At 63.7% G+C, this 16,579-nt stretch carries 12 protein-coding genes; 10 read left to right on the top strand and 2 right to left on the bottom strand.

The window, feature by feature from the left end:
* Positions 1 to 2: 2 nt before the first annotated feature.
* A complete protein-coding gene (locus P2Q66_RS01600; RefSeq protein WP_275725038.1) occupies positions 3 to 1,553 on the bottom strand; it encodes an ABC transporter substrate-binding protein in 1,551 nt (516 codons plus the stop codon).
* Between the two features lie 1,003 nt (positions 1,554 to 2,556).
* Between P2Q66_RS01600 and P2Q66_RS01605 the strand changes: the two genes are divergently transcribed.
* Positions 2,557 to 3,099 carry a hypothetical protein gene (locus tag P2Q66_RS01605; protein ID WP_275725040.1) on the top strand — a complete coding sequence of 181 codons (543 nt, stop codon included), beginning with the start codon at positions 2,557 to 2,559 and terminating at the stop codon, positions 3,097 to 3,099.
* A gap of 108 nt (positions 3,100 to 3,207) precedes the next feature.
* Here the strand turns inward: P2Q66_RS01605 and P2Q66_RS01610 are convergent, their stop codons facing one another.
* Positions 3,208 to 5,736, bottom strand: coding sequence for a hypothetical protein (locus P2Q66_RS01610; RefSeq protein ID WP_275725042.1), 2,529 nt, complete (start codon positions 5,734 to 5,736; stop codon positions 3,208 to 3,210).
* A gap of 344 nt (positions 5,737 to 6,080) precedes the next feature.
* On the opposite strand from P2Q66_RS01610, the gene P2Q66_RS01615 reads away from it, so the two are divergent.
* The 9 genes from P2Q66_RS01615 to P2Q66_RS01655 all read left to right on the top strand — a co-directional run bounded on the left by P2Q66_RS01615 (position 6,081) and on the right by P2Q66_RS01655 (position 16,539).
* Positions 6,081 to 6,461: a RidA family protein gene (locus P2Q66_RS01615; protein ID WP_115523340.1), complete on the top strand. Its 381-nt coding sequence runs from the start codon at positions 6,081 to 6,083 to the stop codon at positions 6,459 to 6,461.
* A gap of 85 nt (positions 6,462 to 6,546) precedes the next feature.
* Positions 6,547 to 7,590, top strand: a complete 1,044-nt coding sequence (locus P2Q66_RS01620; RefSeq protein ID WP_275725046.1) for a LacI family DNA-binding transcriptional regulator — start codon at positions 6,547 to 6,549, stop codon at positions 7,588 to 7,590.
* Between the two features lie 128 nt (positions 7,591 to 7,718).
* Positions 7,719 to 9,179, top strand: coding sequence for an extracellular solute-binding protein (locus P2Q66_RS01625; protein ID WP_275725047.1), 1,461 nt, complete (start codon positions 7,719 to 7,721; stop codon positions 9,177 to 9,179).
* A complete protein-coding gene (locus P2Q66_RS01630; RefSeq protein ID WP_275725049.1) occupies positions 9,176 to 10,105 on the top strand; it encodes a sugar ABC transporter permease in 930 nt (309 codons plus the stop codon). Before P2Q66_RS01625 ends, P2Q66_RS01630 begins: the two co-directional genes overlap by 4 nt.
* Before the next feature lie 8 nt (positions 10,106 to 10,113).
* Complete coding sequence (locus P2Q66_RS01635; RefSeq protein ID WP_275725050.1) at positions 10,114 to 11,025, top strand: carbohydrate ABC transporter permease; 912 nt, start codon at positions 10,114 to 10,116, stop codon at positions 11,023 to 11,025.
* Between the two features lie 23 nt (positions 11,026 to 11,048).
* Entirely contained in the window at positions 11,049 to 12,563 is a 1,515-nt protein-coding gene (locus P2Q66_RS01640; protein WP_275725052.1) for a glycoside hydrolase family 32 protein, read from the top strand.
* Between the two features lie 30 nt (positions 12,564 to 12,593).
* Complete coding sequence (locus P2Q66_RS01645) at positions 12,594 to 13,550, top strand: carbohydrate kinase (RefSeq protein WP_275725054.1); 957 nt, start codon at positions 12,594 to 12,596, stop codon at positions 13,548 to 13,550.
* Positions 13,551 to 13,716: 166 nt separating this feature from the next.
* Positions 13,717 to 14,787 (top strand): LacI family DNA-binding transcriptional regulator, encoded by a 1,071-nt coding sequence (locus P2Q66_RS01650; protein WP_275725055.1) that lies wholly within the window; start codon positions 13,717 to 13,719, stop codon positions 14,785 to 14,787.
* 78 nt (positions 14,788 to 14,865) lie between these two features.
* On the top strand, positions 14,866 to 16,539 hold the full coding sequence (locus P2Q66_RS01655; RefSeq protein WP_275725056.1) for an ABC transporter substrate-binding protein: 1,674 nt from the start codon (positions 14,866 to 14,868) through the stop codon (positions 16,537 to 16,539).
* The last annotated feature ends 40 nt before the right edge of the window (positions 16,540 to 16,579 follow it).

Below are 16,579 nucleotides of genomic sequence, written 5' to 3' on the forward strand. Positions count from 1 at the left end.
TCCTACTTTTTCCAGGCCAGGTCGCTCAGGCGCCATGAACGCTCCAGCGGGTCCAGCGTCACGCCGTCGACGCGGGGGCTGACCACGGCGCTCTGCCGGTACCAGGCCACCGGAATGACGGGCAACTGGGCCTGCAGGATGTCCGTGACTTTTCCGCGGGACTCTGCTGCCTTCCCGGCGTCGTTGCCGCTGGCCAGGTGGTGCAAAGCCGAGGTGAGGGCGGGATCGTTCCACCCCATGGAACCGTAGTCTCCACCTTCGGGGGCGAAATCGTCGCTCAGGGTCACCAGTGAGTCCGGTACCAGTGCGTAGTTGCGGGAGTACAGCGCCAGCTCGAGGGATCCGTCCTTATGCCCGGCGGGGATTTCGCTGGAGTTGCCCACCTTCACGTCCACGGCGATTCCCAGTTCCTTCAGCTTGGCTTGGATGGCCGTGGCGAGGATGGGAAGTTCCGGGCGGTCAGGGAAGGTCCGCAGGGTGACTGTGAATTTCCTGCCGTCACGTTCCAGGATGCCGTCGGTGCCGGGGGCCCAGCCGGCGTCGGCCAGCAGTTTCCGGGCGGCGGCGGGATCGTGCTCCAGGGGCGTGGCCGATGCCTGGTGCCAGTCCGGCAGGGATGGCGGGAAGAGCTGGGTGGCCGCCATCTCCGGATCACGCAACAATGCCGTTGCCATCGATTCGCGGTCCAGGGCCAGGCTGAGGGCGCGGCGCACCTGGACGTCGCCGAGGATTTCGTGGCCGGAGTTGGCCTTCAGCAGGATGCTCCTGGGCAGGGTCACGGCGGCGATATCCAGCTTGCCTGCCTGCCTGATCTTCTGGAGGCTGGTGGGGTCCATGCCGAAGGTAACGTCCGCCTGGCCGCTTTCGGCCATCAAAGCCCGGCTTTCGGCCCTCCCGACGGCCTGATAAGTAACCTCGGAGATGTCCGGCTTCTCGCCATGCCACTGCTCGAAGGCCGCAAGTTCAACCTTGGCCGGCGGCTCGATGTGCGACACCTGGTATGGCCCTGAGCCCACCACTTTGGTGACTGCCTGATCGGAGCCGTAGGAACTGGGGGCGAGGATTTGGGTGCTCGTGTGGGCCAGCACCGCCGGTAGGGGTGCAAACGGCTCCGCCAGGTCCACGCGGACAGCATTGCCCTCTGCAGAGATCGCCTTGAGGGGAACCGTTGCCAGCGGGGTGCCGGCCTTGCCCTGTGCCGTGGTCAGCGCGGCCGCTGCCACCTCGGCAGTGACAGCCGTGCCGTCATGGAAGAGGGCATCCGGACGGAGCGCGAAGGTCCAGGACAGCCCGTCTGCGGAGGCGCTCCAGCTTTCGGCCAGTCCGGGCTGGAGGACGCCCTGGACGTCCGCGTCCACCAGGGTTTCTGCCACCTGCAGCCGGGTGAAGAAGCCGCCGGCCGTGGAGGGGTCAAGGCTGTGGAACTCAAACTGCCCCACCACCCTCAGCGGCTGCGTAACTGCCGGGGCGTCGTTGCCGCCCGCGGCGCACCCCGCGATCATCAACAGTGCGACGGAAGACGCGCCAGCCACCCTTATCTTTTGCCAACCCATTTGTTCTTTCCTTCTGATCGCCAAGCGTTAGTAGTCCGACCCAACACCCTAGATGCAAATCATTATCATTAGCAATTTGGTCCCGCACTTTCACCGGTCATGCTTGTGGTTGTTTTGGACGGCGGGCTTGCCCACCATTGAAGGGTGGAAATGAAGCACAGGCCGCACCGGCTCGCGTTTGCCCTGTGCCTGCTGATCCCGCTCAGCGGAACAGCGGGATGCGCCTATGAATACTCCGAGCCTGTGCACACACCGGTACCCGCCTACGAACAGGGACGTATGCCAACAGCCGGCCCAACGCCAACGGCAGGGGCCCCGAAACCTTACAACGATCGGCGGATTCTCGAACTGGAGGCCAGGAACTACGCTCAGCTGGACCGGCTCCTGGGGGAATTGCCGGAGCCAGTCCTGCTTTCCGAGGTTGGGCCACTGGACGGACCGGTCAGGGGGTTCGGCAAAACTGCGAGGGTACCGGCGGCCGGGCGGTACACCGTCACCGCAGCCTGTGTTGGTGCTTCCGGAGCGGAAATATCCGTCGGACAGGAGCACCCCGGCGCGCCTTTCCGGCCATTAGTGCTCGCACTGGACTGTGCCGGGAGCACGTCGCACGTCCTTGAACTTCAGCAGGGGTACGTTTTCGCGCATCTCACCCTGCCCAGCCCGGGCGATACGCCGTGGACTGGAGCGGTTGGCGGTGTTCGCGTGAGCCGCTTGGGCTGATCCCCGGCACCTACCGGTCGTTCTTCGCTAGGGTGAAGACTATGTGAGCAACAGGGGCCGGTGGTTCACCGGTACCTGGGATTGCATCGTGCTGGGGGCGCGCCGCCTCCGCGCGCCCTTCGGCCCATTGGACAACCTTGAACAAGCCCCTTCACCACCCTCACCGCAGTTATCGTGCTTCTCCACTGTTCCTTCGCTTCACCGTTATCAGCCCCACGGGCATCCCTCAACCATGAGAAGCAAAGCCGAGAGGCAGTTGCGCAAGGCTGAGAGGCAGAGGCGCATGGAGGAGTACGTCAGGAAGCATGTGCCGAAGTACCGGTACGGGACTGGAGGGTGGAACAAGGAGTACGTGGTCTACGCCTACACGCAGGAAGAATGGGGCCTCGGAGGTCACAGTGCCACAGAATCCTCCAACATGGCCAACAGCGTTATCGGCCAAAGTTTGGTCGCCCTGATCATGACGGTCCCTGCCGTCGTGGCCCCATTCGGAATTCCCTTCGGGATCCTCACGGTCATCATGTCCTTCCCCGATCTGGGTGACATGGGCATGGGCGTGGTCCTGACCCTGTTCTTCGCATTCCTCACCCTCATATGTACCGGCGGCTGGTTGGCCAGCACCGCAATACTCCGCAAGGAATGGCGGGCCCGCAAGCTCCGTAAACCCAAGGGGCTGCCAAAGCCCATGTACGAGGTCACCGATGACAAGGCCCGTCGGTGGTTTGAGAAGAATCCAGGGATCCTTGACATCACCAGGGAGAACTTCCCGTACAGCACCTACCCTTTCCCGGGAGAGCCGGGATTCGTTGCACCGAAAGAGGGCTGACAGCGCTCCACCCCGGCCACCATCGCCGCCGGCTACGTCACAGGCAGCGCGGACCGAGCGGCTGACAGCCCGACACCCTCTATGGGCCCTGCCTACTATGGGCCCTGCCTATGGATCCTTGGTGGAGGTCGCCGTCGGAGTCGGGCTGCTCGGGTCAGGAGTCGGGATTGCCGTCGGAGCAGGGCTGCTCCGGTCAGGAGTAGGAATTGCCGCTGGAGCAGGGCTGGTTTCCGTTGACGGAGCTTGAGTGCCGGAAGTTGGAGTGGGGCCAGCTGCTTCCGGGGCCACCGTGGCCGCTGGTGCCGGCACCCCATATTCAATCTTCGTGGTGCCGTCCCTGGTCACCGTGATCCGCCCGCCCTGGTAGTCCTGGACGGTGCTCCCATCGGCAGTGACATAGTTGTCGGTGGTCGGGTAGCCGAGCTTTCCATGTTCGAACCCGGTAGCGGCCCACGCTTCGCGGGTCTTTCCGACGGAGACACGAACGCCGACGACGGGGTTGGAGATCAACGCGCCCCACTGGAAGTTCTGGTACGAGCCGCCTTCCTTCAAACCGTTGACCCTGCCCGAGGTGGGGAAGCCGAGGATGCCCCCTCCGTCGACGTCGTTGTACTTCTTCGTGTAGTCGGCAAGCAGGGCATGCCCTGCTGTGGAGGGAGACCAGAATATGATGCCGCCCTGGTAGGTCTGGTACACGCCGCTGTTCATGTCGAGTGCGTCTGACGTCGGGTAGCCCAATGCACCGTTTTCATACCCGTGCTGGGACCAGGCGTCCCGGAGGGGTCCAAAGGAGATGTGGGCGCCCGATGCCGGGGACCACATGATGACGCCCTTTTCAAAGCCTTGCCAGGTGCCGCCATCCTTACCCGGGTTGGCCCCGGTGGTTGCAGTGCCAAGCCACGTGTTGGCCTTGAACTCGTCAGCGGTGGCTCCCGGAACCGGGAAAACGCCCCAGCGGCCAGCCGTGATCACGCCGCCCTGGTAGTCCTGGGCCACCCCGCCCGGGACCGGATATTCGTCAGTTGTGAGGTAGCCCATCCTGCCGTGCTCGAAGCCAAGCGAAGCCCAGATGGTGCGGATAGCTCCTATGGAAAGGTGAGCACCATGGGCAGGCGTATGAAGGATGGATCCGCCCTGATAGTTCTGGAACGAGCCGCCTTCCTTCAGGCCAGTGACAACGTCCGTGGTCGGATAGCCCATACGGCCGTTCTCGAAGCCGGTGGAAGCCCACTTGTCACGGATGACCCCTGTGCTGATGGCGGCGCCTGACGCGGGAGAGAACATGATCGCCCCGCCCTCGAAACCCTGCCACGATCCGCCGTCCTTGATTCCATGCACTTCGTCAGTAGTCGGATAGCCCAGAGGGCCGTTCTCGGCTCCCTGTGCCCGCCACTTGCCGTTAATCCCATGGGTGATCGCGTACGTTCCCGTTGCCGGCGAGGAAAAGATTCCACCGTGCTGGTACGCCTGGTAGGAGCCGCCGTTCCTGAGGCCGGTGATGACGTCGCTGACTGGGTAGCCAAGGACCCCGTTCTCAAACCCGGTTTCGGCCCACTTGTCGCGGATCGGGCCAAACGAGGACAGCCGCGCGCCGGATGCGGGCGAGTACATGATGACGCCGCCCTGATATACCTGATACACGCCACCGCCCTTGAGCCCGCCCACTTCATCAGTGGTGGGGTATCCGAGGGGACCATTCTCGAAGCCGGTGGAAGCCCACTTGTCGCGGGTTGCTCCCCAGGAGAACCGTGCGCCGGTTCCAGGTGACCAGATGATCGCACCGCCCTGGAAATTCTGGAACGCACCCCCATCCTTAAGTCCGCCTGTTTCGCTGGACGTGGGACTTCCGAGCCTGCCCGCCGGTCCACCTGACTGAGCGTATTTCTCCATGACGGCGCCGAACGGATCGCTGGAGTGGGGTGTGAAGACGTCGTCTACAGCGCCCATAATGATGCGGTCTCCGGGGCGGTTGCTGCGAAGGAACCGGTTCACTACCTCAAGGCTGGTGGAGATGCAGCCGGCGGAGGTGGTGCGGCCGGCGTGCAGGAAGATCGCGTAGGAGGCGCCCTGGGTTACCGGCATGTCCGGCTGGCGGTTGTAGTTGATGACCGCGGCCTGCTCGTAGTAGCCCTGGTTCATGTAGGTGTAGAGGTTCTCGTCTGAAGGACCGCCGCGGCCTTCAAAGTACTGGTTGTAGGTGGACCCGTATTCGCCGCCCCAGCGGGAGTTCGAATTGACGGTGTGATAGGCGAGCGCGGTTCCCGGGTTGGAACGGCCGAGGGCTTCGGTCACACTATAGGACCCGGAGGGAGACTTGTAGGTGTCTTCCCAAGTGAGGCCGGGAGGGGCGAAGCCCTTCAGTCCGGCATAGCCCCAGTCCTGCCATTCCTGGATGTATTGGTTGCCGGAGCGTACGCATCCGGTGATGGTGACCCTGTTCGATTCGCGGCTCTCTGCGGTTGCAAACGTCACCCGGTTGGAGCCGAAGCTTGAGTATTTGACCTGACCGGCGGACAGACGCTGGCAAGGGTTGTAGACCTGAGATGCGGCTTCTGCGCTGCTGACGCCGGCAAAGGCACTGCCCATGACGGCGATCACCGCCAGGGCAAGTGAAAAGGGCCTGGTTTTCTCGGGCATGGTTCTGCTTTCGTTGGGGCGGTGAAGGATGGTGCCATGGATGCGGAGCCGGACATGGCACTGCCCACCCCCGCTTCAGTAAACACGCGCAGCCCTCTGTAGTGGTGGAACCGCGCCGGGACCCGACCGGCGTTTCCGCAGGTCAAGCACGACAATGGGCCTTCACCCACCGAGTTTGAGAAAACAAACAACGCGACCCAACGCCACGAGTTCCTGCGCCACCGCCCGCAACCCCCGCACTTGGCATGACCCGGCCCGTATTGAGGAGGGCCAGGGGTTGCGGTATCCGGCGATGACTGCCATTCTGCTGCCAACATCCACCGGGCTCCGGGGAAGGATCGGTCATGCCGAGGGAGATCGTCAGGGCGGACAAGGCGCCTGGTTCACAGTTTTTCAGCCAGGGCGTCAAAGCGGGACCATTCGTTTTTGTCTCCGGGACGGTTGGCACCGATCCGGTCAGCGGCCAGCTTGCGGGCAACAGCATCCAGGACCAGACGCGCCAGGCTCTTGCAAACTGCGAGGCCATCCTTGAAGCAGCGGGGGCAGGGCTGGGAGACGTCGTTGAGGTCGGCGTGCTGCTCAGTGCTCCCTCGGACTTCGCGGGATTGAATGAGGAGTACGCGCGGTGGTTCCCGCACGACCCTCCGACACGCTACGTCGCCAAGCTCGGCGTCGACCTTCCGGGAATACTCGTTTCGATCCGGATGACTGCCTTCACCGGCTGAGAACCCCCGGCTGAGTCCCATGGCCACCTCGCCACCCGGACCTCACACGAGTTAGGTATGCTGAACCCAAAGCGAGGAGATCGGCATGGTGAAACGAAAAGCTACCGCACTGGATGTGGCACGACGGGCAGGCGTGTCCCGCAGTGCAGTATCACTGGTGCTCAACGGCAGGGCAAACGGCAACGTCACCGCAGAACGCCAGGAGCGCGTCCTCCGCGCCGCGGCCGAGCTTGATTACACGCCCAACTCCGTTGCCCTCAGCCTGCGCAACCAGCAGACATCAACGATCGGCATCATTACGGATGACATCGTCACCAGCCCCTTCGCCGGCCGGCTGATCAGCGGCGCCTCACGCACGGCCCTGGCCCGCGGGTACATGGTCCTGGTGGTCGACTCAGAACACGACACGTCCCGCGAGAGCGCCGCGGCACAGCAACTCGTGCACCGGCAGGTAGACGGGATCATGTACGCCACCGGCAGCCTGCGCGAAATTGCCGCCCCGCCGGCGATGCTCACCTTGCCCGCCATTTTGGCCAATTGCACCGATACCGGCTCCAGGCTCCAGTCGGTCATACCGGCAGAGGTCGACGGCGGGCGCGCCGCGGCACAGCTGCTGATCAGCCTGGGCCACCGCCGCATCACCCTGTTGACCGGAACCCTCAGCTCACCTGCCGCCCCGCAGCGCGAACAGGGATACCGCGAGGCCATGGAAGAGGCGGGGCTGGGCAGTAAACAGCAGCACGTCCATGCGACCGGATGGGACATCGATGAAGGCTACCGGGCCGCTTCCGCTGTGCTGGGCGGAAGAGACCGTCCGACGGCAATCATTTGTTCCAACGACAGGGTTGCCACCGGTGTTTTGCTGTATGCAGCCAGCGCGGGACTGCGCGTACCCCAGGATCTCTCCGTGGTGGGCTACGACGACCAGCAGAACCTTGCCGCCAACCTTGTTCCCGCCCTGACCACCGTGGCACTTCCGCACGCCGAAATCGGAGCATCGGCCATGTCCATGCTGCTGGATGCGGTGGAAGGACAAACCCCGGCAGCGGGGAACCCGGAAGCAGGACCCCTCTACATGCCCTGCCGGATCATCCCGCGGGCATCAACCGCAGCGGTTCCGGCCCGCTGACCAGAGGACCTTCAGCCGCTGCGGTTTCTAAACCTCAGAACATGGCCTGACGAACAATCGCACCATCTACTTGACACGTGTTAGGTCGCGTATCTACTCTGCTTAACACGTGTTAGGAGGAGCCGACAATGACGTCTGAAAAGACACCGGGGCAACCAGCCCCCTCGCATGCCCCGCAGTCCGGCAGCGCAGTATCACAACTCACGCGGCGTTCCATGCTCGGCCTTACGGGACTTGCTGTAGCGGGAGCCACCGTGGGAGCCTGGCCTCGACTGACAGGCACAGACATTCCGGGCCGTGGCAGCAAGGCCCTGAGCATCGCCATCCTTGGAACGGCAGCCGATGCGGCCGCCCGGCAGGGCCTGGTTCACGCCTTCACCGCCGCCCACCCTGATATTCCAGTCCAGGTGCAGGCCATCCAGGGCGCCGACTGGAAGGACTTCTTTTCCAAAATCCTCACCATGGTGGCCGCCGGAACACCGCCGGACGTCGTCTACGTGGCTACCGAGGGCGCCCAGCTGTTCGCCGACAAGCTCGCCGAGCCGCTGGATGACTATGTCCGCCGGGACGCCGCCGACATGAGCGACTACTTCGATGACGTTCATCCGAGCCTGCTGGAAGCCTTCATGTACCAAGGCAGCCTGTACCAGCTTCCGCTGGACTGGAACGGGGCGAACATGTATCTGAATACCACCACCTTCGCCCAGGCAGGGCTTGACCGGCCCAAGGACGACTGGACGCAGGACGACTTCAGCGCCACCCTCCGCGCCCTTCGGAAGGCCCGCCCGGCCGACTTCACCCCGTATTACTGGACCAACCGGCTTTTCGGCGGGGTTGTGCCCTGGCTGTACGCCAACGACACCAGCTTTCTCACCGAAACCAAGGCTTCCGGCGGGGATTGGATGTGGGACCGTTTTTACCCGAACGACCCCGCCCGCGCCACGCGTGGCGGCGGCTATCAATGGCTGGCCCCCAACGCGGAAGACGGGCGGGTTATCGAGACCTTCGACTACCTGCGCGAACTGGTTGCCGAAGGACTTGGCGTCCGTCCTGAATCAGGCGGCGGCAACGCCCTGGTCGGCTTGTTCGGCAACAACCGCATCGGCACCACGCCGGCCGGCGGCTACTGGGCGCAGGGCCTGCACGACGCCGGTATGACCGCCGACCAGTTCGATGTGCAGTTCTTCCCCCGCTGGCGGACGCAGCGGCACCAGTTCGGCGCAGCCGGCTACGCCATAATGCGCACGGCGAAGGACAAGGACGCAGCGTGGGAATGGGTGAAGTTCTGCTCCAGCCGGGAAGCGATGCAGTTGGCCATTCCCAAGCCGAACACCACTCCGACCCGCCGTTCAATGGTCAACGAGTCCTTTTACGGGGCCACCGGGCCCCGGCATTGGAAAGTGTTCTACGACACCCTCGACCGGTTCCCCACCTCCGGCCCCATCCCCGCGCCGCCCCAGCAGGCCGCCGTCGAAACTGCGCTGATGAAAAATGTTTCCACCGCTGTCAGCGGCAGCTCCGCTGATGTGCGGGCCGCGATGGGCACCCTGCAGCGTGATCTCGAACTGGCTCTGAGGAGGAACCCGTGACCACCACTTCCACCGCTCCGCGCCAGACCGCAAAACCGCCGGCCGCGCGCCGCTCGTTCGTCGAGCGATGGCTGGCCATGATTTTCCTTGCCCCCACGCTGCTGGGGATGGCCCTGTTCACCTTCCTGCCGATCGTCGGCTCGCTGGTCCTGGCCTTCTTCCGCTGGGACATCATTTCGGCACCACAGTTTGTCGGTTTCGCCAACTTCGCCTCGCTGGCAGAGGACCCCACCGTCCGCGTGTCCTTCCTGAACACCATCATGTTCGTCATCGTCGCGGTGATCCTCCAACTGGGCATCGCCCTGGGCCTGGCTTCCATGCTGCAGGGCAGGATGCCGTCCTGGCTGAGGGTGTTCCTCCGTTCCACCTTCTTCTTTCCCCTGGTCCTCTCCGCCGCATCGGTGTCCATCTTCATGCGGTACATGTTCAACGAACAGTTTGGCGTGGTGAACTGGCTCCTGTCCCTGATCGGCATTCCCGCTGTGCCATGGCTGACCAGTCCCGTGGCATCAGCAGCCGTGGTGGTTCTGGTCTATGTGTGGCAGAACTTCGGGTTCTCGTTTCTGCTCTTCCTCGGCGCCCTGACGAACATTCCCAAGGAACTGCACGAGGCAGCGAACCTGGACGGTGCCACAGGCTGGAAACAGTTCAGCAATGTCACCCTTCCGCTGATCAGTCCCACGGTGCTCGTCGCCTCGGTCATGGCCATCATCAGTGCCCTGCAGGTCTTCGACCAGCCCTACGTCCTGACCAACGGCGGCCCCGGGGATTCCACCCGCACTGCCGTCATGGTGATCTTTGAATCCGCATTCCAGCAACTGGAGTTCGGCGAAGCCTCGGCCATCGGCCTGGTCCTCACCGTGCTGATCCTTGCCGTCACCGCCCTGCAGTTCCGCCTCAGCCGCCGCTTCGTCTTCTACCAGTGAGGTCCCTCATGTCCAGCCAGACCCTGCACACCGGGACCGACAAGGATTCCGGTTCCACTACCGGCACGCCGGCCACCCTCAGGCGCTCCCGCAAGCGCGGCCTGCCCGCTGCCGGAACCGTGGGCCGGTACACCGCTTTGGCCGTGGCGGCCGCGCTGACCCTCGGCCCGGTCCTGTGGACGCTGTCCACGTCGCTGCGGGCGCCGTCGGAATCATTCAACCTGCCCCCGTCCTTCCTGCCCATCAATCCTGACTTCACCGCTTACCAGGAGGTGTTCAGGCAGATCAACGTTGGCCTCCTGGTCCTGAACAGCGCCCTGGTGACCGGGCTGATCGCGCTTGGCCAGATGGCCTCGGCCACCCTGGCCGGCTACGCGTTCGCACGCCTGGACTTCCGCGGCAAGAAGGCCATCTTTTCGTTGGTGCTGGCCACCATGATGGTCCCGGTGCAGGTCACCATCGTCCCGGTGTTCATGCTCATCCGTGGGATGGGCCTGTCCGATACGCTGCTGGCCCTGATCCTGCCGGCCATTCCCACCGCCTTCGGCACTTTCCTGATGCGCCAATACTTCCTGGGCCTGCCCAATGATTTCGCGGAAGCGGCCGCCCTTGATGGTGCCGGGCCGTGGCGGATCTTCCGTTCCGTTTACGCTCCGTTGGCGGTCCCGGGCATGGCCATCGTCGGGATCCTTGCCTTCAACTTCCACTGGAACGAGTTCTTCCGGCCACTGATCCTCACCATCAGCGAGCAGAACTTCACGCTTCCCCTCGGCCTGGTCACGCTCCAGGGCAACCTCGGCACCGGGAGCATATCGGTGGTCCTCGCCGGCGTAATCCTGTCCATGCTGCCCGCACTGGTCGTCTTTATCTTCGGCCAACGCACCCTGCGCGAAGGCCTCACGGCCGGCGCGAACAAATAGCACACACTTTCGAAAGGAACCCCATGGATACACTCACCCCGATCAGCACGACCACCACAGACTCCTACCGCCCGGCCCTGCACTACACCGCAAAAGACACCTGGCTCAATGACCCCAACGGCCTGATTTTTCACGACGGCGTCTATCACCTCTACTACCAGAACAACCCGCTGGGAAACGTGTGGGGCAACATGTCCTGGGGCCACGCCACCTCTACCGACCTGCTGGCCTGGACCGAACACCCCGTCGCCATCGCCTGCGACGAGAACGAAGACATCTTTTCCGGCAGCATCGTCTATGACCGTCAGAACACCAGCGGATTCGGCAACGGGTCCGTTGCCCCGCTCGTGGCGATCTACACCAGCGCCTACAAACCGGGCTCCATGCATGAGGGCGTCCAGGCCCAGTCCTTGGCCTACAGCCTGGACGGGGGCTACACCTGGACAAAACACACAGGCAACCCCGTCCTGAACCGCGGGTCCGCCGAGTTCCGTGATCCCAAAGTCATCCGGTACGACGGCGACGCAGGCAGCTACTGGGTGATGGTCGCCGTCGAAGCCAAAGACTTCCAGGTGGTCCTCTACAAATCCGACGACCTGAAGAACTGGGAACTGCTGAGCACTTTCGGTCCCGCAAACGCCACCGGCGGCGTCTGGGAATGCCCGGACCTCTTCCCCCTCCCCGTGGACGGTGACCCGGCCAACCTCAGGTGGGTCCTTACCGTCAACCTCAACCCCGGCGGGCCCAACAACGGCTCAGCCGGCCAATACTTCATCGGAGACTTCGACGGAACCACCTTCACCTCCGCCAGCACCATCACCGAAGGCCTCCAGGACGCTGACCGGCTTGGCGAATACCGGTGGCTGGACTGGGGCCGGGACTACTACGCCGCCGTCTCCTTCAGCGACGCCCCGGACAACCGCCGCCTCATGATCGCCTGGATGAACAACTGGGACTACGCCAACCACATCCCCACTACACCCTGGCGCAGCCCGATGAGCCTCGCCCGCGAAATCTCACTCCAGGCCAGCGATGGAAAACTGTGCCTGGTCCAGCAACCCGCGGGTGACCTGGCTGCCCTGGCCCAGCCGGAGTCTTTCCGCCTTTCCGAAACCACCATCCACGACGGCGTGCAGGTTCTGGCCGGCGCGGCCGGCACCGTCCAGCGCATTGACGCCAGCTTCACGCCGGGAAGTGCAGAGGAATTCGGGCTCATCCTGCGCGGGGACGGCACGAAGGGAACCCGTGTGGGCATCCGGCCCGGCCAGGCCCAACTGTTCGTGGACCGGCGGGAATCCGGAAAGACAGACTTCCACGCATCCTTCCTCTCCATCGACACCGCTCCTGCCCTGCCGCAGGACGGGTCCTACGACCTCACCATCTACGTGGACCGCTGCTCCGTTGAAGTCTTTGCCCAAGGCGGCCAGGTCACCATGACCGAACTGATCTTCCCGGCCGAGACCAGCACCGACCTCGCCGTTTACGCCGTCGGCGGCGGGGCAACCATCAACAGCCTTAAGGTCACGCAGCTCGCGTAGGGCGGCACCCACAGCAAGGAAACAACAAACATGCACAACAACGGCAAGCCGCACCCTCCGCGGCAGGTGCTGGACGTCGTCGTTATCGGGGAAGCACTCGTCGACGTCGTCATCACGCCAGAGGGCACCAACGAACACCCCGGCGGGTCGCCGGCGAATGTCGCCTACGGCCTGGCCCGGTTGGGAGTCAACACCGGGCTGCTAACTTCCATGGGCGCTGACCGCCGCGGTGATGCACTCGAGGAGCACCTCACCGGCGCCGGGGTGACGCTCTTGCCCGGCCCCCGCTCCCAGAAGAGAACGTCGACGGCAACTGCCACCATCGCCGGCGACGGCTCGGCGGGCTACGCCTTCGACATCACCTGGGATGTGAAAGCGCCGGACCTTGCTCTCACCCCACCCAAGGTCCTCCACACCGGTTCGATCGCAAGTTTCCTGCCACCGGGCGCAGGTGGAGTCAAGGCCATCCTCCAGGAGCTCCGCAGCCAGTGCATCATCACCTACGACCCCAACATCAGGCCAGCCCTGCTCGGAAGCCATGCCGAAGCACGGCGCACGTTCGAGGAACTGGTGCACCTCACCGCCGTCGTCAAACTCAGCGATGAGGACGCCGGATGGCTGTACCCGGAAAAGGGCCTCGAGGAAACCGCGACGCACATCCTGGGCCTGGGGGCGGACCTGGCCGTCATCACCACGGGTCCATCAGGTTCATTGCTCGCCACACCCGCCGCGTCCCTTACCGTCGCTGCAGTAAAGACGTCCGTTGTTGACACCATCGGCGCCGGTGACTCATACATGGCGGCCCTGATCCTGGGACTCCTCACCCGTGGTGCCGGGGGCCTGGCGCCTGCAGTCCTTGACCAGCTGGGATGCATGGCGGCCGCTGCGGCCGCGATCACCGTATCCCGGGCCGGCGCCCGGCTTCCAACTGAAGATGAACTTCGCGCCAGCCTCCAGCATCAGCCCCAGCTGCAGTCCCACCCGTAGCACCCGACCTCCCCGCGAAACGCCATGGGACAGGGGCGCGGCACTGACCCCATAACCAAGAAAAATACCCCTTGACAGTGCGAGAGTAACGCGCGTAACCTCTATCACACGCACTAGTAACGCGCGTTACTCTCAAGAAACATCACCACGATCTCCGGAGCATTCAATGGCGAAGACCACCACCTCAAATCATGCTGCGGCTGCGCGGCAGCGGGGTGTCACCATGAATGATGTGGCCAAGCACGCCGGCGTTTCCCGGACTGCCGTCTCGTTCGTGTTGAGCAACCGCGAAAATGCCAGCATCTCCGAGGAAACCCGCTCCCGGATCATCGAAGCTGTTCAGGCGCTGGGCTACCGCCCGAATGCCGGAGCACGGGCACTGGCATCGCAGCGAAGTGATTGGTACGGGATTGTCACCGAGATCGTGACGGCCCCATTCGCCGTCGACATCATCAAGGGTGCACAAGACCAAGCCTGGCTCGACCGCAAGTTCCTGCTCATCGCGCCCTCCGACCAGGCCGATGCCGTGGGACCCAACCAGGGCCTGGAAGATGCCGCAACCGAAAAGCTGCTGGAGCAGCGGGTGGAAGGACTTCTGTACGCAGCAACTTTTCACCGCGGCGTCCACGTTCCGGAGAGCGCCAATGAAGTACCCACCGTCTTGATCAACTGCTTCGACGCGGATGGAAAGCTGCCCTCGATCGTCCCTGACGAGCGTGCGGGCGGACGCGTCGCCGTCGAACGTTTGCTCCGGGCCGGTCACCGCAGGATCGGAGTCATTAACCTGGATCCGGACATTCCCGCAGCAATCGGGCGTTTGGCGGGTGCACGCGAAGCACTCGCCGAAGCCGGACTCGAGCTGGATCCCGAGCTCGTGGTCCCCGGATACGCAACGGCGGACGGCGGGTATGAGGCCGCGTGCCGCATCCTGGACCGCTACCCACAGGAGGACAGGCCAAGCGCGCTGTTCTGCCTCAACGACCGCATGGCGATGGGCGCTTACGACGCTATCAAGGAACGGGGCCTGACCATCCCCGGAGACATCGCCGTGATCGGCTTCGACAACCAGGAACTGATTGCGGCCTACCTCAGGCCCAAGCTGACCACGGTTGCGTTGCCGTTTGAAAAAATGGGCGCCCTGGGAGTCCAGACGCTCGCAGCCCTTACAGCAGGACAGCCGATAATTGCCGACCAGCAATTAGTCGGCTGTCCGCTGCTAGAACGCTCTTCGGTCTGACCGCGAAATCACTTTCGAAGAGCAACCCCTCCCCCACCCCTTCACCTTGCAGATGAAGATAGGAAAGAGACAACCATCATGACACAACCCCGATTCCTGAGGGCTGCCCGCATCACGGCGGCCGGCCTGGCGGCAGGCGCACTGCTGCTGACCGGCTGTGCAGCCAGCGGCAACAAGGCTGCCGGCACCGATGCCGCGGCGAACGCCAGCGCCTTCCTCACCATTCCGCGTGAGGACATGGGCACGTTCGTGCAGAACTTCAACCCGTTCGCCCCCACCGTCAACCCAATGGTCCAGCAGTCCATCTACGAATCGCTGCTGATCTTCAACCCGGCCAAGGGTGACACGGTGCCGTGGCTGGCCACTGAATGGGAGGCCGCCGACGACGGCAAGTCGATCACCTTCACCCTGCGCGACGGCGTTAAGTGGTCCGACGGCCAGCCCTTCGTGGCCGAGGACGTCGCTTACACCTTCGAGCTCCAGAAAAAGATCAAGGGCGGCTTCGAGTACCTTGACACCGTGAGCGCCGAAGGCAATAAGGTCACGTTCACCTTCAACAAGCCCTGGTCGCCGGCCCTTTACGATGTCGGGCACCTCACCATCCTGCCCAAGCACGTATGGTCCGCCCTTGCCGATCCGGAGAAGGACGCCAATGCCAAGCCCGTCGGCACAGGCCCTTACACCGAGGTTGACAGTTTCCAGGCCCAGTCGTTTGTGCTCAAGAAGAACCCCAACTACTGGCAGCCCGAAAAGCAAAAGATTGCCGGTATCAAGATGCTCGCTTTTGCGGGGAACGACGGCGCCAACCTCGCCGCCGCGAACGGCGACGTGGACTGGGCCCCGCAGTACATCCCGAACATCGAAAAGACGTTCGTTTCCAAGGACAAGGAACACCGCCACTACTGGTTCCCGGCCACCGGCGCCATGATCAACTGGCAGCTCAACACCACCAAGGCCCCCTTCAATGATGTTGATGTCCGTAAGGCCCTGAGCATGGCCGTGGACCGGGAGCAGGTCACCACGATCGGCATGGGCGGTTACGCCGAGCCTGCAGACTGCACCGGATTGTCCGGTAACTACGAGACCTGGAAGAACAACGAGGTCAAGGAGAACTGCACCTGGACCAAACTGGACGTCCAGAAGGCCAATGAGCTGCTGGACAAGGCGGGCTACCCGAAGGGTGCCGACGGCAAGCGGACGCTCAAGGACGGCAAGCCGTTCGAATTCAAGATCTCTGTGGGAGCGTCTTCTTCCGACTGGCTGTCCGTGGCTAATGTGATCGCGCAGAACCTGGCAGAAGTCGGCGTCACGGCAAAGGTGGAGTCACCGGACTGGGCTGCCGTGGTTGCCGGCTACGAGACGGGCGACTTCGACTCCGGCATCGTCTGGAGCGCCAACGATCCCAGCCCGTACAAGTACTTCAACGCCGCCATGGGCACTGCGACGGTCAAGCCCGTGGGCACCAAGACGTTCGACAACTACCACCGCTTCGGCGACACCACCGCCGACGCCCTGCTGGCGGAGTTCGCTGCCGAGGCCGACGAGTCCAAACAGAAGGACATCGCCAACAAGCTGCAGGAAGAATACGACGACGCCGCACCGCTGGTGCCGCTGTTCTCCGGTCCGGAGTGGGGCGCGTTCAATGACACCCGCTTCACCGGCTGGCCCACCGAGGACAACCCTTACGCAACCCTTTCAGTCCGCTCACCTTCTACGGTACTGGTGCTGACCACGCTGGAACCGCGCAAATAACACCCCACCGCCTCCCTGGCCTCGCTTCGCTTCGGCCAGG

This window comes from Arthrobacter sp. Cr_A7, from assembly GCF_029222765.1.
GTDB lineage: Bacteria > Actinomycetota > Actinomycetes > Actinomycetales > Micrococcaceae > Arthrobacter.